Here is a 20063-nt window from a genome sequence, read left to right as displayed (position 1 = left end):
GTATTGTCCTGTAGAAAGCGGTTACAACAACTTTTGATTTGTTACCGATAACAGAATGTTATACAGGGGCGGCAGCACTCAAAATCAAAAATTCTCCCGGCTGAACGGCAATGACATCGTGATGCTGAAGCTGCTGCTCTGTCCATGCATCACAGATTTTCTTATTCCTTTCAATATTCAAATCCAGTAAACTGACATGTTGAACCGCATTCCCTTGATTAAAGAAATAAATCAGTATTTTTTCATTAAGAGTCCGTGAAAAGCTAATAAAATCGTTTTGGTCATCCAGCAGATTCCACTCAAGATGTCCTTCAGTCAATAAAGTGTTTTCCTGTTTGCGTAAAGCAATTAACCGCTTCATAAATAGAAGCATTTCTTGATTTTGCTTTTCTTTTTCCCAAACCATACATTTCCGGCATAAAGGATCATTTTCGCCGTCCAGCCCGATTTCCGTTCCGTAATAAATGCATGGTGAGCCTGTCTGGGCAAACATAAAGGCCAGCAACGCACGTGCTTTCTTCTCATCATTGCGGCATCTGGTCAAAAGGCGCTTTGTATCATGGCTATCCAGTAAATTAAACATCACCTCATTGGCCTGCTTCATCCCATTCATCAAATGTGCATTGACACGGTGAGCCATACGTGAAGCTGAGATCGTCTGGTCAGCAAAGTATTCAATCATAGGCTCTGTAAAAGGGTAGTTCATCGCCGCATGAAATTCATCCCCTCTAAGCCAGGGTTCGGCAGAATGCCAGATCTCACCTAAAATATAAACGTCAGGCTTTTCAGTAGATACAGCCTGCCTAAATGTCTTCCAAAAAGCGTGATCTACTTCATTTGCGACATCCAAACGCCAGCCGTCAATGTCAAATTCGCGAATCCAGTACAAAGCAATATCAAGCAAATATTTCTGCACCTCGGGATTAGCCGTGTTTAGCTTCGGCATATCAGCTGTAAAAGCAAATCTGTCATAATTGTCGTCTGTGACGGGAAAAGAGTGAATATGGAACCAGTCCTTATAGCGGGATTGATCTCCGTTTTTGACGACATCCTGCCATTGCGGAGACGCGCTTCCTATATGGTTAAAAACCGCATCAAGCATAATTCTCATCCCCCGCTGATGCAGCTGGCTGACCAATGTACGAAAAAGCTCAGGGTCCCCGAAATGCGGATCAATAGAAAAGTAATCCAGCGTGTCGTATTTATGATTAGAAGGTGCGGAAAAGATCGGTGTCAGATAAATTCCGTTCACCCCTAAATCCTCTAAATAATCAAGCTTGTCAACAATCCCTTGTAAATCCCCTCCAAAAAAATCATTGACGTCCGGGTCCTTGCTCCCCCACGGCAATGCATTCTTCGGTGACAAGTCTTCTCTTCCATTTGCAAAACGCTCCGGAAAAATTTGATACCAAACCGTTGACTTGACCCATTCAGGCGCTTGAAATGTATCAGCCTCGTGAACAAACGGAAATTTAAAGTAATAATGAATCGTTTCCAGTGTTTTTTCGTTATAAGGGCATACACCCGAACTTCCGAAAAAGATGTCTTCATGATCGTCTGTTACAACAAACGCATATTGTAAACGCCTAAATGGCGGCACCACTTCAGCAAACCAATAGTCATGCATTTCTGTAGCAGCAATTTTCCTCATCGGCTGCTCGTTTGCCGACCACTTGCCGTCGTTGTACTCATAGGGATCACCCCAAATGAATCGAATGTGATCTGCATCACCTTTTTTCGTCCGAATCTTGATATGCACAGTCCGCCCATCATAAGAATAAGCATCGGTGCTGAATGGCTGGTGGTGAATCGCTGCATATTCCATCATGTTTCCCCCTTTGATTTCCGTTTTATTGAAGCCGGCTCATAGTTTGAAAGTATCATGATGAAATTGTGGGAACAATCCTTTTCACCCTGTTACCGATAACAGAATAAGACGCTTACAGCGTTGATTCTCGTACAATTAACTCTGGTTCAAAAAATAGACTTCCTTGTGCAGCACCGTCTTCATTCATTTTTTTCAGCAACATTTTCGCACAGGCTTCCCCCATTTCAACAACAGGCTGTCTGACCGTAGTCAAGCGCGGCGAGGAGATGCGATCAAGAAACACACCGTCATTCCCGGTAACCGCAACGTCTTCTGGAATTCGCTTTCCAAGGGATTGCGCCGCACGAATGACGCCGAGCGCGATTCGATCAGATGCGCAGACAAATGCGGCCTGATTGTCCATGGATTTCAGCAGTTCTCTTGCAAGGCATTCACTTTTCTTAGAACTGTTGTCGATCCAAAACATATTCGATTTTTTAAAGCTTTTATTCATCGCCCGTATATACCCCTGTTCTCTTGCACGTTCGAAAGGCTCATCTAAATCAATGCCAAAAAAGACAACTTCCCGCTCCCCCAGCCCCATAACATGGCGGGTTGCCATAAAGGTGCCTTTCTCGTTATTCACATCGATAAAGTCATAGCCCATTTCATTTTGTCCAAATACAACGAGTGGCTTCTCAAAGGCTTTTATTACACCTTCAAAATCGTTCTTTCTCAAGCCGGTGGCAATAATGCCGTCACATTGGCCAATATTAAGAGAATTTCTTGTCACAAGCTGGAGAGCATAGTGATTGCGATCCAGCTCCCTGCTGATTCCTGTCAGCAGGTTCATGTAATATGGTTCTGTCGTATCCATTTCCTCAAGTATCAATAGTTTCACAACCTGTGTTCTGTTTTGCACGAGCGCTCTCGCCGCATAATTAGGGATGTAATTCAGCTCTTTCATCGCAGAATGAACAAGCTTTTTCAATTCATCTGTCACCGTCTCAGGGTGATTGATCACTCGTGATACCGTCATTTTCGAAACATTTGCTTTTTTCGCCACATCTGACAATGTTGCCATTTTCATCCCCTCCCTTATCTGTGCTTATTATCCAAACTAGTGATAAAGTCCTCTATTACTGCTAAATATACGATGCAGGCAAAAGAGAAATAAAAAAGAGATTTCCCTTAAGGAAACCTCACTTTGTTAAAAACACTCGATTTTTCATGGATTCATACGCTAGGTGGCAGACTCATTCTCTCCACTTCCACGAGAAAGTCTGTTTTTTAAATTTCTGTCCACTTTTTTTCTAAAATCGGATAAGAATAACTTTGCATTTGCTCAATTAACTCATCCGGCCGTGACGAGCTGTGAATCAGTTTTAGGTGCGATTCGTTAGAAAACCCTTCTTGAATGCTGTATTTCACCATTTTCATCATTGGTTCAAAATATCCGTTTACATTGTACAGTCCGATTGGCTTTTGGTGGATGCCGATCTGTGCCCAGCACAGCACTTCAAATAATTCTTCATATGTACCGAAGCCGCCCGGCATCGAGATAAAGCCGTCCGCCAGCTCGCTCATTTTAGCCTTTCGTTCATGCATCCCGTTTACTTCAATCAGCTCAGTCAGATTTTGATGGACAACCTCCCCGCTGAACAAACCGCTCGGCATGACCCCGATTGCAGTTCCGCCGTTTTCCATAATCGCGTCAGCAATCGTGCCCATCAAGCCTACGCGGGAGCCCCCATAGACAAGGCCGATTCCCTGCTCAGCCATATACACGCCAAGCTCTGCCGCTTTTCTTTTATACGCTTCATTTCCCCCAGGGTTTGATCCCGCAAATACACAAATGGTTTTCATCTTGTCATCTCCGCATCTATATATCGTGTTGAATATTCAAAAACACACTATATATTGTCCCATCTTCATGTGATAATATCAATATGAAATACATAAAGAATGCAGGAGTGATGAGGTTGCAACTGGCTGATGCAGAAAAATGGATGAAAGAGTTTTACGAAAAAAGAGGCTGGACAGAATACGGACCTTTTATTCGCGTCGGCTTTTTAATGGAGGAAGCCGGAGAACTGGCCCGGGCTGTCAGGGCGTATGAAATCGGCAGAGACCGGCCGGATGAGAAAGAATCGTCACGCGCTGAGCTAAAACAAGAATTGATTGAAGAAATGGGAGATGTCATCGGAAATATCGCCATTCTTGCTGATATGTATGGTGTCTCTTTAGAAGACGTCATGAAGGCCCACCAAGAAAAACTGACAAAACGATTTGAGCATGCATAAAAAAGCGGCCGCGATGGCCGCTTTTTTTAACCTGTGATTTCATCATGGTGATCAAAGAAATGCTGCTTTCCTATTTTGTGAAAAAGGCCTGTTTTATGCAGCAGCTCCTTCGGCTGCGATTGCAATCCTACAATCATCAGCTTTCCATTGTCGCGTTTAATTCGATTCATAATGTTCCCAAGCACCGCTTCAGCTGACGTATCCATATAGTGCACCTTATTCATGAGCAGAATGAGGGTTTTCGGTTTTTTCTGTACATGCTCCAGCAATGACGATTCAAGGGAATCAATTGATCCGAAAAACAGCGGCCCTTCTATGGCATACATGCTGACAGATGGATCTACTCTCTTCGCCAGAACAGGATGCGATTCCTGATTGTGGATGCGGGTCGCTTCGCTCATTCTTCTGATAAAGAACACAAATGCAAGCAGCAATCCGGTTGCCACACCGATGATTAAGTCAAACAGAACCGTAAGGGCGAAAGTCGCCGCCAAAATAAAGGAATCAGCATTTTTCAGTCTCAGCATGTTTGCGACTTCCTTGCGCTCACTCATATTCCATGCGACCACCATGAGAATCGGTGCCATACTGGCGAGCGGCACATGGGACGCATAAGGCGCAAATACAAGCAGGACAAGGAGAACGACTACGCCGTGAACGACGCCGGAAACTGGGGAAACCGCTCCGTTTTTTATATTGGTCGCCGTTCTCGCAATCGCTCCTGTAGCCGGGATTCCGCCAAACAGGGGCGCTGCCATATTCGCAATCCCCTGGCCGACAAGCTCCTTGTTGCTGTCATGCTTTGAGCCCTTCATGTTATCAGCGACCATTGCGGACAAAATCGACTCAAGTCCTCCAAGAAGCGCGATGACAAGCGCAGCTGGAAACAGCATAACCATTTTATCCAAAGTAAGCTCAGGAAACTGAAATTCAGGCAAATGGCGGGGGATTTCTCCATAAGTTGACCCAATCGTTGCCATGCGGTCAGGGAAAAAGACAACCGCGACCACTGTGGAAATAAGAAGCGCCAACAAAGCGCCCGGCACTTTAGGCATCACCTTGGCGGATACAAGCAAAATGACGAGCCCGATCACAGCTGTCAAAATGGCATACACGTTAAAGGTGCCGAGCTGCTGCACAATTTCAAACATGTTGTGATGAAAGTTCTCATGTTTTTCAACATTTCTCAATCCGAGAAAATTAGCGATTTGTTCCGTAAAAATCAGCACGGCAATTCCGGCTGTAAAACCGACGATAACGGGTTTGGGCACGAATTTCATTATTTTTCCGAGCTTAAACAGCCCAAACAGTACCAGCATCACTCCTGCCATAAACCCCGCAATCAGCAGATTTTCCAAGCCGTACTGCATGATAATGCCGAATAAAATCGGGACAAAGGCGCCCGTCGGACCGCCAATCTGATATTTTGATCCTCCAAACAAAGAAATACAAATCCCTGCTATAACAACAGTGTATAGCCCATATTCAGGCTCGACTCCCGAGGCAATGGCAAACGCCATTCCTAAAGGAATTGCCACGACACCTACTACGATACCTGCAATCAAGTCTTTCTGAAATTTCTGCAAATTGTACCCCTTGAATCTCCCTGAGAATCGCATATTTTGTTATAACCTCCCTTATGAGTGATTGTTTATAAGCTCAGTTTCATAACCGTTAATGACCACATCAAGTTTTCCTGTTTCAGGATGAATGACAAGTCCGTGAACCGGCACTTTTTTCGGAAGCAGCGGATGATTCTTAATCATGTTCACACTATGGGAAACGCTTTCTTCCACGCTGTGAAAACCGGTCAGCCACGTTTTCAAATCGAGTCCGGCGCTCGTCAGCAAATTCAGGCAGCTATCCTCCACCCCGCGTTCCTTTGCTTTCTCAAGAATCGAGGACGCATTCAGCCCTGACATTCCGCATTCATGATGGCCGACAATGCATACCTCTTCAGCCTGCAATTCATAAATCGCGACCAGTATGCTTCGCATCACGCTTCCAAATGGGTGAGAAACGATGGCTCCCGCGTTTTTTACAATTTTAGCATCACCGTTTTTAAGCCCCATTGCTTGCGGAAGAAGTTCTGTAAGCCTTGTATCCATACAGGTGACAATGACGAGCTTTTTCGAAGGAAACTTTGTCGTTTTGTACGGTTCATACTTCTTCTCACTGACAAACCGCTGATTGTGTTCCAAAATTGATGTTAAAGAAACCATTTGATTCATCTCCCATCCATATGATTTTGCAAGCCTTCTTACCCAGCTTACAGTAAGGAATTATAGCATAGGAATAAGCCAAGAAAAGGCTTTCAAAAAAAGACACTATAATTGGACTGTAGAATCAAAACATAAACATTTATATCTTTCAAAGATAATAAAATTTATATTTAATGAATCCTATAATCCGGCTGCAGCTCGCATATTGATGATTTGTCTGACAAAAAATATGGGTGAATTCTGATAATTAAAAAACTTTTCTAAGCAGATTTAGCTGTTCGATCTTCATTTTAAGTTCAAAAGAACCAGAAACTAAAAAAACGCAGCTATATTTTTAACATCTATTTATTTCCGATATAATAAAATAGACAACAGCCATAAAGGGGGAGCCTTGTTGAAACCATTTGTATTTATCACAAAACCGATTCCTGAAGAGATTGAAGCATTCATCGGTGAACATTGCCGTTATGAAATATGGCAGGAGGATACGCTTCCGAGTGACGTGCTATTTGAAAAATTAAAAGATGCGGAAGGGCTTTTAACGTCAGGGACTTCCGGGCCGTCAATCAATCGTGAGTTGCTGGAACACGCGCCTAAGCTCAAAGTGGTCAGCAACCAATCAGTAGGCTACGATAACTTCGATATAGAAGCAATGAAAGAAAGAGGAGTCGTCGGGACTCATACACCTTATACACTGGATGACACAGTTGCAGATCTGGCTTTTTCACTGATTCTGTCTTCCGCCAGACGTGTTGCCGAACTGGACCGTTTTGTCAGAGCAGGAAAATGGGGAACCGTGGAAGAGGAAGCGCTTTTCGGAATTGATGTTCATCATCAAACGTTAGGCATTATCGGCATGGGCAGAATTGGAGAACAAGCAGCGAGACGCGCCAAATTTGGTTTTGATATGGAAGTGCTTTATCATAACCGACATCGCAAACAAGAAACAGAAGACAGCATCGGCGTTAAATATGCAGAGCTTGATACATTGCTGGAGCAATCTGATTTTATTCTTCTCATTACGCCGCTGACTGATGAAACCTATCACATGATAGGAGAACGTGAATTTAAGTTGATGAAGGATTCAGCAATTTTCGTCAATATTTCCCGGGGAAAGACAGTCGATGAAAAAGCACTGGTTTGCGCTCTTCAGGAAGGCTGGATCAGGGGAGCCGGCTTAGATGTATACGAAAAAGAGCCTGTCACCCGAGATAATCCGCTTCTGCACCTGGATAATGTCACGCTGCTTCCTCATATCGGTTCAGCAACAGCTAAAGTGCGCTTCAACATGTGCAAACAGGCCGCCGAAAATATGATTGCAGCCATTCAAGGACAAACACCGAAAAATCTCACAAGAGAATTTCAATAAATCAAAAATCCGGTCTGATAACAGACCGGATTTCTATTACATACGCTGAAGAACAGCACGCTTATAAATATGGCGGGTGACGATATAATAAACAGCCTGGAATACAAAATAAATGAAGATGACAATTACGGCCTCAAGAAACAAATTGGAATTCAGCATATTACTTAACGCTGCATACGCAAAGCCGGCGTGAATCGCACCTGCAATAAATGGGATGAAGAATAAAAATCCTATTTGCTTTCCAAGGATCGAGTGAATCTCTTTGTCCGTAACCCCTATCCTTTTTAACGCTAACACCTGCACTCTCGTATCTTCTATTTCCGTAAACATCCGCAAATACAGCATGCTTCCTTGCACGATAAAAAACAGCACGCTGACAAACAGACCAATAAACAGCATTAATGCAACTCCCTGCTTCACAATTTGATAACTAGGAGCACGTGTTTGAAAATCAGATGTATGTTCTTTCGGCACCATGTTTTCAAGCTTTTCAGAGACATCCACCGTCTCCTGCCAATGCTCAAGCTCATAACCTACCATTCTCATCTGTTCCTTCAGCGGCACATCCTGTGACAGACTGTCAAAGCTCTTTTCGCTGACAACCAATAAACGGCTGACTCCATCGACAGACATCAATATCCCTTTGTTTTGCTGCTTTTTCATGACGTAGGAAAGGGTTTTTCCTGACTTCATATGAAATGCTGCTGTTTCCCCTTCTCCAAATGTGTCTTTCACCATCATTTGAAAAGAAACATTAATAAATGCTTCATTTTCTTGTAAATGAATAACTGGGAACCCTTTTTCCTTTGCGACTTGATTATAGACCTTTTCTGAAATCAGCAAAGCTTCCGCTTCCATCTTCTTATTTCCATACGGCAAGTCTGACTGAAAAGTGACAGGAATCCCAGTGGCATCCACCTTATACTTGATAACAGCATGAGCTTTTTTCAATGTATTCTCAGCCGTCTCAGGCTTCATGACCTGAAAGCGGGAAGCATCCTTTTCCACCCAGGAAACAGACTGAGGAATGCTTTGCTCCTCCTGCCTTTGTAAATCGGAATAAAACATATAGATGACACCTGTAGCTGTTAGTATGACCGCTGTAATGACAGAGGTTAAAAACAGCATGCGTGCATGATCCTTCAGCCTGAATATCATGTTGGAACGCACAATGATATTTGTGCCTTTGTAGAAGCTGTGTTTCTTTCGGTACAGCATGCGGAAAAACGCCACACTGCTTTGTGTAAAAAAGAAATACGTGCCAATTAACACTAAAATCAAAATTGGAAATACCCGAAACATCATGTCAATTGCATTGGCTGTTGCAGATAGATAATAACCGCTGCCAAGACATAGCAAAGACAATACAGTGAGCCATTTCGAATAAACCGGCAAGCTTTTCGGCTTTTTGGCCGATTTAATCAGTTCAATGATTTCCAGCTTCCGAATCCGTCCCAGTGATAAAATGAGCAGCGTCTGAAACAGGATGAGAAAGCCGGCAATTGTCATCACAAACGCTTTCGGCACAATGGCAAACGAAATCGGCACCTTCACGCTGAGCATCCATGTCATGATCATAAAAAACAGTTTTGAAAATAACAGGCCTGCTCCAATGCCGGCCGCAATCGCCGCAAGAGAAATAAGTGACTGCTCATAATAAATCATCTTGCGAAGCTGCTGCTTTGATGTGCCAAACAGTGTCAGCAGCCCAAACTCTTTCTTTCTTGCCTGCAAAAACGCTGAATTGGAATATGTGATGAAAAATATACAAAACACAATGATGACGACAAGAGCTGCGCTCAAGCATGTTTTGACAAGGCTTCCGCCATATATATTGTCTTCATTGACATCAGGATGAAAAATAAATGATGTGAAGACAAAAAACACCGAAACGGCAAACACACAGCTTAAAAAGTAGGCCACATACCGTTGCAGATTCCCAAGAATGTTTTTACGGGCGATAGTTCTCAAATTCATGAAAATCGCCTCCCAACACACTCAAGGTATCCAATATACTTTGATAAAACACCTGCCTGTTTGTTCCTCTGTGAATCTCTGAAAAGAAACGTCCGTCTTTAATAAAAACAATTCGTTTACAGAAACTTGCTGCTGTCGCATCATGCGTAACCAACAGAATCGTCGCTTCCTTTTCCTCATTCAACTGAGCCAGTGTGTTCATCACTTGCTTTGCCGATTTTGAGTCGAGGTTTCCTGTCGGTTCATCGGCAAGAATGAGCGCCGGATTGTGAATAATCGCTCTGGCACAGGCTGCCCGCTGCTGCTGTCCGCCCGACACCTCATATGTGCGGTGATCGAGAATATGCTTGATTTGCAGCGTATCCGCCAGTTCATCCAATCGGGCTTCCATTTCTCTCAGCTTTACCTTATCCAATGCGAGCGGCAAGAGAATATTTTCACGAATCGTCAGCGTATCAAGCAGATTAAAATCCTGAAAGACGAAGCCGAGTTCTCTTCTGCGAAACAAAGCCAGCTCTTGGTCCTTTAACGTTTTCGGCTGAATGCCGTTGATCATCATCTCGCCCTGGGTCGGCTTATCAATGGTAGCCAGCAAATTCAAAAGCGTGGTTTTTCCGCTTCCCGACGGCCCCATAATCCCGACAAATTCTCCTTTTGACACACTGAGATCAAAGGCGCTGAGCGCTTGGTATGATATTGTTCCTTTATTTGAATAGTACGTTTTCGATAGGTTCGTTGTTTGCAACACGTTCATGTTCTGCTCCTCCTTTTTCTTTATTATAAAAAGGAAGTCAGCATCCTCCCATCGAACTTTCTTGCAATTCCGCTCCCCAACCTTACAATGCTGTCACATTCACGAGGGTGTCACTTGAAAACACGATGGTCATCACAGTGCCAGCCCCTTCTTTTGATTCCGCATACAGCTTATGGCCGAGACGGCTGCACACCTGTTTTGCTAAATAAAGGCCCATTCCAGTTGCCTCTTTCATGGTTCGTCCATTTTCTCCGGTAAAAAACGCGTCAAAAATCCGCGGCAGATCCTGCGGCGGTATGCCGATTCCTTCATCGGCAACCGACAATCGCGTCTCATGTCCCTGTGTTTCAATCCGGATTGTAATAGAGTCTCCCACACCTTGCTTTGAATATTTTAAGGCGTTGAAAAGGATTTGCTCGACAACAAAGGAAAGCCACTTTTGATCACTGGAAATCTGAACGGCATTTGGCGGCACATGTAATGTTGGAAAAAGGCGCCGCTTGATAAACTGACGTTTTTCCTGATTGATCAGTGAACGAACCATTTCTGCCAAATCAAAGGTTTGCGGTTTTACATCAAATGCAAATTCCTCCAGCCGAGCCGTTTGCAGCATCATATCAAGACCGTGGCGAAATCTCTCATTCTCATCCTCTAGCTCCTCTAAAAACGTCGGAAAAGAGGATGAGGTTCCGTTTTTTCCTTCCTGAATCATTAAGGATATGACGGATACCGGTGTTTTCATATGGTGGACCCATTGGTTGGTGAAGGTATAATGCTGTTTTTGCTGATTGATATATTGTGAGAGCCTGCTTTCGTATTGCTGCCCGAGTGCGTTGATCATTTTCGTCCAAAGCGCTTGCTCTCCTGTTCTTGGCTTTCTGGCTTTCAAAGACTGTCCGATGTCATTCGAAGAAGAGGCTTGTTCTGCAAGCTTTTTAACATATGTGAGAAAGGAAAATTGCCGAACATAATCAACAGCAAAACCTGCGGCTAAAAGAGTACCGGGCAAAATCCATATGTACATCATATTTTCTTTGGAAGGTTCTGCGCCGCTCTCTACAATGCTTAAATACGCAATCAGCATGGCGGATCCTATCCCTAATAATGAAAATAGAATAATGGCTAAGCGGTCGATGAGGTAAGTCTTTAACACTCCGCTTCATCCTTCCGATTGACTTGAAATTGATAGCCTTGTCCTCTGATTGTGGAAATGCAATCTTTCAGTCCGGCATTCTCCAGTTTTCTCCGCAGCCGGTTGACATTGACCGTTAACGTATTGTCATCGACAAAATCAACGTCATCCCATAACGCCTCCAATAGTTCATCACGAGAAACAATTTTTTTATGCTCCCTCACAAAAATAGAGAGAAGCTGAAATTCTTTTTGGGAAAACAGAATACGGGAGCTGTTCCATTCGGCCTCATTTTGATCAGGATAAATCGTCAGCCCACCAAGCTCCACTATTCTAGATTCCTGCGGCAAAGAGGGCGAATATTCACCATATGTGCGGCGCAGGACGCTTTTGATTTTGGCCATCACTACCTCCAGATGGAACGGCTTTGTGATATAATCATCGCCGCCATTTTCAATCGCCATTACCTGATTCAGCTCATCGGTCCGTGCCGATATAAAGATAATCGGCGCATTGGAAATGGTACGGATTTGCCTGCACCAATAAAATCCGTCAAAAAAAGGCAGGTTGATATCAAGCAGCACAAGATCAGGCTTCATTTCTGCAAATTCCAATTTTATATCATTCAGCTGTTCAGCAATTTTCACTTCATATCCGTATTTTTGAAGATGACCGCCCAGCAAAGAAGCAATCCGCTCATCATCTTCCACAAGCAAAATCCGATACACGTTGATCCCCCTTATATGTACATCACGATGATTTTTCTAGAAGATTCCAAAATTATTATAGCATGTGCGGAATAGTAAATCGGACTTTTTCTTTTTGTTATAATAGAATGATAAAGGTAAAATTTTCATAATAGGCAGGTGTCGTGATGAAGAAAATCATGCTGTTTCTGGCAATGACGTCAATTCTTTCAGCATGTCAGCCCAACTATACCGGGAAATACATAGAAATTGGGGATACACTAACTGACTATACCAAAGAGTGCTTTAAAGAGAATGAAATTCCTTATAAATACGAAAAGGGAAAACTGTATATCCCTGAAGACGCATTTGATACAGCAATCTACACTTGTTCATAAGAAAAAGCTTGCAGATAACCTGCAAGCTTTTCACGTTACAAAAAATGAGTATTTAATTCTTCTTCAAATCCTGAAGGGCCGATGTCGCTTTTTTGAATGTTACCGCCGTTTTCATAAATCGTAAAATGGCGCTCTGACATGACCATCCTTCCGCTCGGCGTCAGCTTTGAGGCAAGCGGGGATTTGTTAAAAGGAGATTTTTCATGAGAGTGAATGATGTCCTTCATGTTATCTAAATCACCGAGATCACTCTCTTCAAGGGTAAAGGCGTACCCAATTTGCCAGCCTTCTCCCTTGTCCATCAGCAGAACATGGCTGCCCTTTTCTGTCTCTTCTCTTTTGATTCGGAATGACCCGACTGGTGACTGTACCGTTTCTCCGGAAAGCGGTATCGGCTGGAGCGCCAGGTTGATGCCGAAGCCGATATCAACGAGGTAATCGCCGTTTTCCGCAGACAGCCATACAGCAGCATGCGTCCCTTCTAGTGCCCATCCCTCTTGATTGCCTGCATAAACCGTTCCTCGAATAAGCTTCACATGTAACCCGGCCTCACGCAAGACAAAATAAAGGAAGCCATTTAAATCGTAGCATAGGCCGCCGTGCTGTTCTTTGACCAGACGGCGCCATAGATCTTCTTTTGTTACCCTATAATTCTCTTTTGCAAGTACGGCACGGTTTTCGAATGGAAAACGGTATGCCATTGCTTTGAGAAAAAGGGGAAGATCGCCGAAGCTGACATGGTCTTTCTCCCAGCCGATTTTCTGAAAGCAGTCTTTTAGAAAGTCACTCATTTTTATCACCTAAACTTCTTCTTGAACGTAAGCAGCCAGCTTCTCCAGCGCCTCTTGTTCATCTTCTCCCTGGGCAATCAAGGTAACCTCAGTGCCTGTGCTTACCGCAAGGCTCATCAGCCCCATGATGCTTTTGGCGTTTACTTTTTTCCCATCCTTCTCTAGAAACACATCTGACGTAAACCGGTTTGCTTCTTGTACAAACAAAGCAGCAGGACGTGCTTGCAGTCCTGTCTTTAATCGAACTTCCACTTTCTGTTGAACCATAAGATCTCCCCTTTTCTTTACGGTTATTTTAAAGTGACGGTTTGCCCTGTCCGCAGCTGTTCTGCGATTTCGTCAAGTTTTCTCAGCCTGTGATTGATCCCTGATTTGCTGATTTTCCCGCTTGCTACCATTTCCCCCAGCTCTTTCAGCGTCACTTCCTGATAATCAATCCGAAGCTGCGCAATTTCCCGAAGTTTTTCAGGCAGCGCCTCCAGGCCGATTCTTTCATCGATGTATTTAATATTTTCCACCTGTCTCAGCGATGCGCCGATCGTTTTGTTTAAGTTGGCTGTTTCACAATTGACGAGGCGGTTGACCGAATTTCTCATGTCTCGGACGATTCTGACATCCTCAAATCGCAGAAGCGAATTGTGAGCGCCAATTACGTTCAGAAACTCTGTAATCTTTTCAGCCTCTTTTAAATAGGTAATGTAGCCTTTTTTCCGTTCAAGCGTTTTGCTGTTTAACTGAAACTCATTTAACAGGTCACATAATGAATCGTTATGCTCCTTATAAAGAGAGAAGATTTCTAAATGATACGAGGAGGTTTCCGGGTTATTGACCGAACCTCCTGCCAAAAATGCTCCTCTCATATAAGAACGCTTGCAGCATCTCTTTTTGACCAGCTCTTTCGAAATACTTCGTTCAAACACAAAATTCTCCCCGAGTATTTTTAAATCCTCTAAGATCGCTTTTGCATTTTCTGAAAAACGCACAATATAGACGTTATTCTTTTTCAGCCGCATTTTCTTTCTGACCAGCAGCTCGACCGACACATCATATTGTTTTTTCAGCAATGTATAGATGCGGCGGGCAATGGCCGCGTTTTCGGTTTGAACATCGAGTACGAGATGGCGGTTTGTAAATGATAAAGCTCCATTCATCCGAATGAGTGCAGACAGCTCGGCATTAATGCAGCAGTCCTTCACTTCCAGATTCGTTAATTCTTTTTTTGTTTCTGATGCAAATGACATATAGCCACCTCATTTCAAGGCTTCATTCTTTCAGTAAATCAACAAGAAGAGAGGCCACTTTATGTGTATCGTGACGTATTACGTCATTTTTATACGTTACAATTTGATCTCTGATGACTTCAAGCCCCATCGCTTTCAGCTCTTCAATATCAAAATCAACAGGACGCGCAGATTCCATTTCGTACTTACGTTTTATTTCGTCGGGAATGTCTTCACTGTTCACTAATATCGTATCAATAAAACCGCAGCCCATATGCTGATTGAGCGCTTTCACATGATCAGCAGCGGTGTAATGGAGCGTTTCACCGGGCTGAGTCATCACGTTGCAAATGTATACTTTTTTCGCCGGCGCCTTTATCACTTCTTCCCCGATTTTTGGGACGAGCAAATTGGGAAGAATGCTTGTATAGAGGCTTCCCGGGCCGATAATAATCAAATCCGCTTCCCTGATCACGTCTATTGTTTCCGGCAGCGGATCAATCTGTTCAGGCGTGAGAAAAACACGCTTAATACGCTGTCCGTATTCCGGGATCGTTGACTCGCCTGAGACCACGCGGCCGTCTTCCATCTCAGCATGCAAAACGACACTGGCATTGGCAGCCGGCAAAACCTTTCCTCTTACATTCAGCACCTTGCTCATTTCAGTGACAGCGTGAAAAAAATCACCGGTTATATTTGTCATCGCTGCCAAAATCAAATTCCCGAGAGAATGGCCTGTTAAGTCATTCCCTTTATTGAAGCGGTGCTGAAAAAGATCTTCAACAAGCGGCTCCACATCGGATAAAGCGGCAAGCACATTTCTGATGTCTCCGGGAGGCGGAATTTTCAGTTCATTCCGCAGACGGCCAGAGCTTCCGCCATCATCGGCAACTGTTACAATGGCCGTGATGTCAACAGGTTTATGCTTTAGGCCCCGAAGCAATACAGAAAGACCTGTACCGCCTCCAAAGATTGCGATTTTCGGCTTTTGTCCCATCTTATTTCCGGCTTCTCTTTTCAATGTCCCGGTGAGTAACATGAGTATAGTAATCCTTTTTGAAATAATCAGCTAAATTCTCGGCTAATGTCACAGAGCGGTGCTGGCCCCCTGTGCAGCCGATCGCAATGACAACCTGGCTTTTTCCTTCTCTTTTATAAGATGGAAGCATAAAGCTCAGCAGATCAATTAATTTCTCATTGAACTTTTGCGTTTCATTCCACTTCATGACGTAAGAGGAAACCTCTTTATCCTTACCAGTCAGCGGCCGCATGCTTTCGATATAGTACGGATTCGGCAAAAATCTGACATCAAAGACGAGATCTGCATCAATTGGAATACCGTATTTAAAACCAAATGACATGACATTCACGGTAAATGTCTCTCCTTGGTTTGTCGCAAAGTGCTTCACGATTTTTTCACGCAAATCACGCGGCTTCATGTCAGACGTATCGTAAATGATTTGAGAGCGGCCTTTTAATTCCTCAAGCAGCTCTCGTTCCAGTGCGATGCCTTCAAGCGGCAGGCCAGTCGCTGCCAGCGGATGCGAGCGTCTCGTTTCTTTATATCTTGTGACGAGAATGGAATCCTTCGCGTCCAGGAATAAAATTCGCGGTGTGATCCACGGATTTTCGGCCATTTCATCCAGCGCTTCAATCAGCCGGTCAAAAAATTCGCGGCCGCGCAGATCCATCACGAGCGCGACTTTGCTCATTTTCGAATTTGATTCCTTCATCAGCTCTAAAAACTTCGGAAGCAATGAAGGCGGAAGATTATCGACGCAGAAATAGCCGAGATCTTCAAAGCTTTGAATGGCGACAGTTTTCCCCGCTCCCGACATTCCGGTTATAATGACAAGCTGAATATCATGTGATTCACTAACACTCATCTTTCTCCCCCCTGACTTGTCTTTCTATTTGATGTGCTGCGGGTCTAAACGATAACTGAGCAGCTCAAATTCCGGTGTATACGTAAATGTGCCGTGCAGCAGCCCTTGTCCCTTCATCATAAAATCAAGGATATGGCCGTCTCCAGGGGCCATAGGCAGGTTCTGAATGTCATTGACATCGTGCCACTGCAGTTTGCCTTCCTCTGATTCTGATACATTTTGTCCTGTATAAGAATCCGCGACAAACGTAAACATCATCCACTCGGAGACAATGTGGTCACCGTCTTTAATAATAAAGGTAAAAACGCCTTTTAATTGAGGATTTATGATATAGATACCAGTCTCTTCTCTGTACTCTCTGATGACGGAGTCTCTGACTGATTCTCCGCTCTCCATCTTGCCTCCCGGCGCGACCCACCATCCGCGTCTCGGCTTTTGAAGCAGAAGAACTTTGTCATCCGTCTGAAGCACACAATTTGTCACTCTTTGCAAGTACGTCACCTAACCTTCGTCCTGTCATCGTCTCTTTATTATACCGCTTCAAGATGCCTCCCACAATGAAGAGACATTGACAATCTTTTCTTCTATTTTACAGCATATTCATTCCTTAATTCAGATGATTTTGCTGTAACTGGTATTCATCTTTTATTTATGGACAAAAAAAGGACACGGATAACTGGAGAATCCGTGCCAAAAAAGTGTATTCATTATAAAAAGGGGGTCAATTACTTTATTAATCATAACCGAAAAGCATTACACATGTGTTACAGCGGAATTAAAACCCAGTAACGTAATGTGAAACTCGTATGACAGCCCTTTTTATTTTAAGGTTTTCAGCGTTTCTTGAAGCTCTTCGACATAATGCTGTACGCTTTGTGCCGCAATGCTTCCGTCTCCTGTAGCCGTTACGATTTGGCGCAGTGATTTTTCGCGAATGTCTCCGGCAGCGAAAATTCCTTCAACCTTTGTCTCCATGCGGTCGTTTGTTTCGATGTAGCCTTCTTCATTCGTAATGCCCAGGTTTTCAAACGGTTTAGACAGAGGAAGCATGCCAATGTAAATGAATACGCCGTCTGTTTTGAATTCACTTTCTTCACCGGTTACCGTATCGACAAGCGTTACGTTACCGACTTTGCCGTTTTCCTCATGAATTTCCTTCACGGTTTTGTTCCATAGGAAATCAACTTTTTCATTATCAAATGCTCTCGCTTGAAGAATACTTTGAGCACGGAGTTTATCACGTCTGTGAACAATCGTTACTTTTGAAGCGAAACGAGTCAGATATACGCCTTCTTCAACCGCGGAATCTCCGCCGCCAACAACGACAAGTTCTTTGCCTTTAAAGAAAGCGCCGTCACATACTGCACAATAAGATACACCGCGTCCGCCCAATTCTTTTTCGCCAGGCACGCCGATTTTTTTATATTCCGCACCAGCAGCAATGATGACAGCACGGGCTTTATATTCTTTTGAACCGGCTTTGACTACTTTGTACTCTTTGCCGTCAACGACTTCTTTAATATCGCCATAAGCGTATTCAGCGCCGAATTTTTTCGCGTGTTCAAACATTTTGTTAGAAAGCTCAGGCCCAAGGATACTTTCGAATCCAGGATAGTTTTCTACATCTTCCGTATTGGCCATTTGTCCGCCAGGAATTCCTCTTTCAATCATTAATGTCGATAAATTCGCTCTTGATGTGTATACAGCGGCCGTCATCCCAGCAGGGCCCGCGCCGATTATAATCACGTCATAAATTTTTTCTTCTGACACACTATTCACTCCTTAAACCATCTTTTCAAGTTTGGGCTCTTTCTTATAAGATAAGAATCCCCATCAAACGTATTCCTTACCCATATCCTATAAAATCTCATGGTGATACGCTATTTTTTTGCTCAACACGATTAAATGTATTCGAAAAGGGTATATGTTAATAAAGAAAGAGCCTTCTGTTTATAGAAGGCCCTTGTCATATTTATTATTGAACAACACGTCTTACAACGCCTTTAAATGCTTTTTTCCAGTAAGGATTGCTCATAGAGTCAACAGATACACCATGAGATGTATTGTCGTTTAGGAATGTACCGTTACCTAAGTAGATTCCTACGTGTCCATTCGTTTTGTAAGTGTCAAAGAACACAAGGTCTCCGCGTTTCATTTCGGACGCGCTGACAGCTTGTCCTCTGCCAACTAACGTATCAGTTGTTGTTCCGCCGACAGGTCCAAGGTTAACACCTGCAGAAGCGTATGCCCAGCGTACGAATGATGAGCAGTCAAAAATACGGTTGTTGATATCAGACTGAGTGCGTCCGCCGCCAAACTTGTATGGAGATTGTCCTACAATGCTTGAACCAACGCTGATCGCGCCTTCAATTCCGCCAGAGTTGCTGATAACAGTGCCGCCTGAATTGCTGTTTGAGCCGCTGCTCTTCTTAGAAGATGAGCCGTTAGACGAGCTGTTTGATGAACCGTTAGAAGAATTGTCTGAAGAATCATCAGATGAGCTTGCTTTTGCTGATTCAGTTGTAGCCGTTTGGCTGTCATCTGTTTGTGTTTCATCAGATGCTTTTTGTGCTTCTTCCTGCTTTTTGATCAAAGCAGCCGCTGCTTCTTGTTCTTTTTTGATGCGTGCTTGTTCAGCTTCAGTATTTGCTTTTTGATTTGCAAGTTCAGACGCCTCTGATTTCAATTCAGAAATCGCTTTAGCCGTTTTCTTTTGGCTTGCTTTTGCTTCGTCGAAAAGCTTGTCTTTTTCATTAAGCTGTTTATCAAGGTCTTTTTGCATTGTTTCTAATTTAGCCAATGCAGCTTGAACTTCTTTCAGCTTGTCATTCAAATCCGCTTCAGAATCTTCGAGCTTCGCTTTATCCTGCTCTTGCTGTTTGATTAAATCTTTGTCTGCATCCACAATAGATGAAACCGCAGTCGCACGAGAGATAAAGTCACCAAAGCTTGTTGATCCTAAAAGAACATCTATGTATCCTTGAGATCCGCCGCTTTCCTGTAAAGAACGAACGCGTTTTTTCAGGATTTCATTGCGTTTTTCGATACGTGCTTCTGTTTCTTTAATCTCTTTTTTCAGTTTTTTGATTTCTTCTTTTGTTTTATCATTTTCTTCTTTTTTATCTTCGATCTTGTTGCTTGTATCAAGCGCCTTATCGTTAATGTCTTTCAGTTCTTTTTCAATCTTTGATTGATTTTCCTGAAGCTCAGTTAATTCTTTTTCCTTCGCTTCAATGCTGGAAGCAACCTCAGATTGCTTGCTTTCGATTTTTTGTTTCTTTTCATCTAATGTTTCCGCCGATGCAGTTTTACTTGTAAATGGGATCAAAAAACTGCTTGTCCCGATGACGGAAGCCAAACCAAGTGTAATTAAACTCTTTCTCACTTTTTATATCCTCCCTTTTACTGTGAACCTGTCCTCATTTGGAATCGTATTTTGAACATCAAGTTTCGTTCCTCATACTCTACGAGGAATGATGGTTGTTTATGGTTAATTATTCTGTGCATCTCTTATTCTG

20 protein-coding genes are annotated in these 20063 nt (G+C 43.4%); 3 read left to right on the top strand and 17 right to left on the bottom strand.

What is annotated here, in order from left to right; genetic code table 11:
• Window positions 1-58 precede the first annotated feature (58 nt).
• The 3 genes from mdxD to ACQVGT_RS03395 form a co-directional block, all read right to left on the bottom strand.
• A complete protein-coding gene (mdxD, locus tag ACQVGT_RS03405) occupies window positions 59-1828 on the bottom strand; it encodes a maltogenic alpha-amylase (RefSeq protein WP_015384729.1) in 1770 nt (589 codons plus the stop codon).
• 112 nt (window positions 1829-1940) lie between these two features.
• Window positions 1941-2891 (bottom strand): LacI family DNA-binding transcriptional regulator, encoded by a 951-nt coding sequence (locus ACQVGT_RS03400; RefSeq protein ID WP_015483741.1) that lies wholly within the window; start codon window positions 2889-2891, stop codon window positions 1941-1943.
• A gap of 206 nt (window positions 2892-3097) precedes the next feature.
• Window positions 3098-3673, bottom strand: a complete 576-nt coding sequence (locus ACQVGT_RS03395; RefSeq protein WP_015384731.1) for an LOG family protein — start codon at window positions 3671-3673, stop codon at window positions 3098-3100.
• Window positions 3674-3789: 116 nt separating this feature from the next.
• On the opposite strand from ACQVGT_RS03395, the gene ACQVGT_RS03390 reads away from it, so the two are divergent.
• Window positions 3790-4110 (top strand): MazG nucleotide pyrophosphohydrolase domain-containing protein, encoded by a 321-nt coding sequence (locus tag ACQVGT_RS03390; RefSeq protein WP_015483742.1) that lies wholly within the window; start codon window positions 3790-3792, stop codon window positions 4108-4110.
• A gap of 26 nt (window positions 4111-4136) precedes the next feature.
• Here the strand turns inward: ACQVGT_RS03390 and ACQVGT_RS03385 are convergent, their stop codons facing one another.
• Entirely contained in the window at window positions 4137-5729 is a 1593-nt protein-coding gene (locus ACQVGT_RS03385) for a SulP family inorganic anion transporter (protein WP_015483743.1), read from the bottom strand.
• A gap of 18 nt (window positions 5730-5747) precedes the next feature.
• Window positions 5748-6341 (bottom strand): beta-class carbonic anhydrase, encoded by a 594-nt coding sequence (locus ACQVGT_RS03380; RefSeq protein WP_010886620.1) that lies wholly within the window; start codon window positions 6339-6341, stop codon window positions 5748-5750.
• A gap of 382 nt (window positions 6342-6723) precedes the next feature.
• Between ACQVGT_RS03380 and ACQVGT_RS03375 the strand changes: the two genes are divergently transcribed.
• Window positions 6724-7701, top strand: a complete 978-nt coding sequence (locus ACQVGT_RS03375; protein ID WP_080030695.1) for a 2-hydroxyacid dehydrogenase — start codon at window positions 6724-6726, stop codon at window positions 7699-7701.
• 36 nt (window positions 7702-7737) lie between these two features.
• Here the strand turns inward: ACQVGT_RS03375 and psdB are convergent, their stop codons facing one another.
• The 4 genes from psdB to psdR form a co-directional block, all read right to left on the bottom strand.
• Window positions 7738-9678 carry a lantibiotic ABC transporter permease PsdB gene (gene psdB, locus ACQVGT_RS03370; RefSeq protein WP_015483744.1) on the bottom strand — a complete coding sequence of 647 codons (1941 nt, stop codon included), beginning with the start codon at window positions 9676-9678 and terminating at the stop codon, window positions 7738-7740.
• The gene (psdA, locus tag ACQVGT_RS03365) at window positions 9653-10432 is read right to left on the bottom strand and encodes a lantibiotic ABC transporter ATP-binding protein PsdA (RefSeq protein ID WP_003228167.1); all 780 of its coding nucleotides are present in this window, start codon (window positions 10430-10432) and stop codon (window positions 9653-9655) included. Before psdA ends, psdB begins: the two co-directional genes overlap by 26 nt.
• An 82-nt stretch (window positions 10433-10514) precedes the next feature.
• Entirely contained in the window at window positions 10515-11585 is a 1071-nt protein-coding gene (psdS, locus tag ACQVGT_RS03360; protein WP_015483745.1) for a two-component sensor histidine kinase PsdS, read from the bottom strand.
• The gene (gene psdR / locus ACQVGT_RS03355; protein WP_015384738.1) at window positions 11579-12292 is read right to left on the bottom strand and encodes a two-component system response regulator PsdR; all 714 of its coding nucleotides are present in this window, start codon (window positions 12290-12292) and stop codon (window positions 11579-11581) included. The genes psdS and psdR overlap by 7 nt, the downstream gene beginning before the upstream one ends.
• 146 nt (window positions 12293-12438) lie before the next feature.
• On the opposite strand from psdR, the gene ACQVGT_RS03350 reads away from it, so the two are divergent.
• Window positions 12439-12648 carry a lipoprotein gene (locus tag ACQVGT_RS03350; protein ID WP_003243327.1) on the top strand — a complete coding sequence of 70 codons (210 nt, stop codon included), beginning with the start codon at window positions 12439-12441 and terminating at the stop codon, window positions 12646-12648.
• A gap of 35 nt (window positions 12649-12683) precedes the next feature.
• Here the strand turns inward: ACQVGT_RS03350 and ACQVGT_RS03345 are convergent, their stop codons facing one another.
• The 8 genes from ACQVGT_RS03345 to cwlO form a co-directional block, all read right to left on the bottom strand.
• A complete protein-coding gene (locus tag ACQVGT_RS03345) occupies window positions 12684-13448 on the bottom strand; it encodes an arylamine N-acetyltransferase family protein (RefSeq protein WP_015384739.1) in 765 nt (254 codons plus the stop codon).
• Complete coding sequence (locus ACQVGT_RS03340) at window positions 13449-13706, bottom strand: HPr family phosphocarrier protein (protein ID WP_003219835.1); 258 nt, start codon at window positions 13704-13706, stop codon at window positions 13449-13451.
• Window positions 13707-13729: 23 nt separating this feature from the next.
• Window positions 13730-14680, bottom strand: coding sequence for a DNA-binding protein WhiA (gene whiA, locus ACQVGT_RS03335; protein ID WP_003243775.1), 951 nt, complete (start codon window positions 14678-14680; stop codon window positions 13730-13732).
• Between the two features lie 22 nt (window positions 14681-14702).
• Complete coding sequence (gene mgfK / locus ACQVGT_RS03330) at window positions 14703-15656, bottom strand: gluconeogenesis morphogenetic factor (RefSeq protein WP_003244450.1); 954 nt, start codon at window positions 15654-15656, stop codon at window positions 14703-14705.
• A 1-nt stretch (window position 15657) separates the two neighbouring features.
• Complete coding sequence (gene rapZ, locus ACQVGT_RS03325) at window positions 15658-16545, bottom strand: RNase adapter RapZ (RefSeq protein WP_003243903.1); 888 nt, start codon at window positions 16543-16545, stop codon at window positions 15658-15660.
• Window positions 16546-16569: 24 nt separating this feature from the next.
• Window positions 16570-17046: an 8-oxo-dGTP diphosphatase gene (locus ACQVGT_RS03320; protein WP_010886622.1), complete on the bottom strand. Its 477-nt coding sequence runs from the start codon at window positions 17044-17046 to the stop codon at window positions 16570-16572.
• Window positions 17047-17364: 318 nt separating this feature from the next.
• Window positions 17365-18315 carry a thioredoxin-disulfide reductase gene (trxB, locus tag ACQVGT_RS03315; protein WP_003228139.1) on the bottom strand — a complete coding sequence of 317 codons (951 nt, stop codon included), beginning with the start codon at window positions 18313-18315 and terminating at the stop codon, window positions 17365-17367.
• A 205-nt stretch (window positions 18316-18520) separates the two neighbouring features.
• Window positions 18521-19930, bottom strand: coding sequence for a peptidoglycan DL-endopeptidase CwlO (cwlO, locus tag ACQVGT_RS03310; RefSeq protein WP_015483746.1), 1410 nt, complete (start codon window positions 19928-19930; stop codon window positions 18521-18523).
• Window positions 19931-20063 lie beyond the last annotated feature (133 nt).

The sequence above is a fragment of the Bacillus sp. SCT118 genome (assembly GCF_058566435.1).
The sequence above is the reverse complement of the archived record's forward strand: the minus strand, read 5'-3'. Positions and strand labels throughout refer to the sequence as shown.

Coding starts and splice junctions, on each gene's coding strand:
- mdxD (WP_015384729.1), bottom strand. CDS start 1,828: ATGATGGAATATGCAGCGATTCACCACCAGCCATTCAGCACCGATGCT.
- ACQVGT_RS03400 (WP_015483741.1), bottom strand. CDS start 2,891: ATGGCAACATTGTCAGATGTGGCGAAAAAAGCAAATGTTTCGAAAATG.
- ACQVGT_RS03395 (WP_015384731.1), bottom strand. CDS start 3,673: ATGAAAACCATTTGTGTATTTGCGGGATCAAACCCTGGGGGAAATGAA.
- ACQVGT_RS03385 (WP_015483743.1), bottom strand. CDS start 5,729: ATGCGATTCTCAGGGAGATTCAAGGGGTACAATTTGCAGAAATTTCAG.
- ACQVGT_RS03380 (WP_010886620.1), bottom strand. CDS start 6,341: ATGAATCAAATGGTTTCTTTAACATCAATTTTGGAACACAATCAGCGG.
- psdB (WP_015483744.1), bottom strand. CDS start 9,678: ATGAATTTGAGAACTATCGCCCGTAAAAACATTCTTGGGAATCTGCAA.
- psdA (WP_003228167.1), bottom strand. CDS start 10,432: ATGAACGTGTTGCAAACAACGAACCTATCGAAAACGTACTATTCAAAT.
- ACQVGT_RS03350 (WP_003243327.1), top strand. CDS start 12,439: ATGAAGAAAATCATGCTGTTTCTGGCAATGACGTCAATTCTTTCAGCA.
- ACQVGT_RS03340 (WP_003219835.1), bottom strand. CDS start 13,706: ATGGTTCAACAGAAAGTGGAAGTTCGATTAAAGACAGGACTGCAAGCA.
- whiA (WP_003243775.1), bottom strand. CDS start 14,680: ATGTCATTTGCATCAGAAACAAAAAAAGAATTAACGAATCTGGAAGTG.
- mgfK (WP_003244450.1), bottom strand. CDS start 15,656: ATGGGACAAAAGCCGAAAATCGCAATCTTTGGAGGCGGTACAGGTCTT.
- rapZ (WP_003243903.1), bottom strand. CDS start 16,545: ATGAGTGTTAGTGAATCACATGATATTCAGCTTGTCATTATAACCGGA.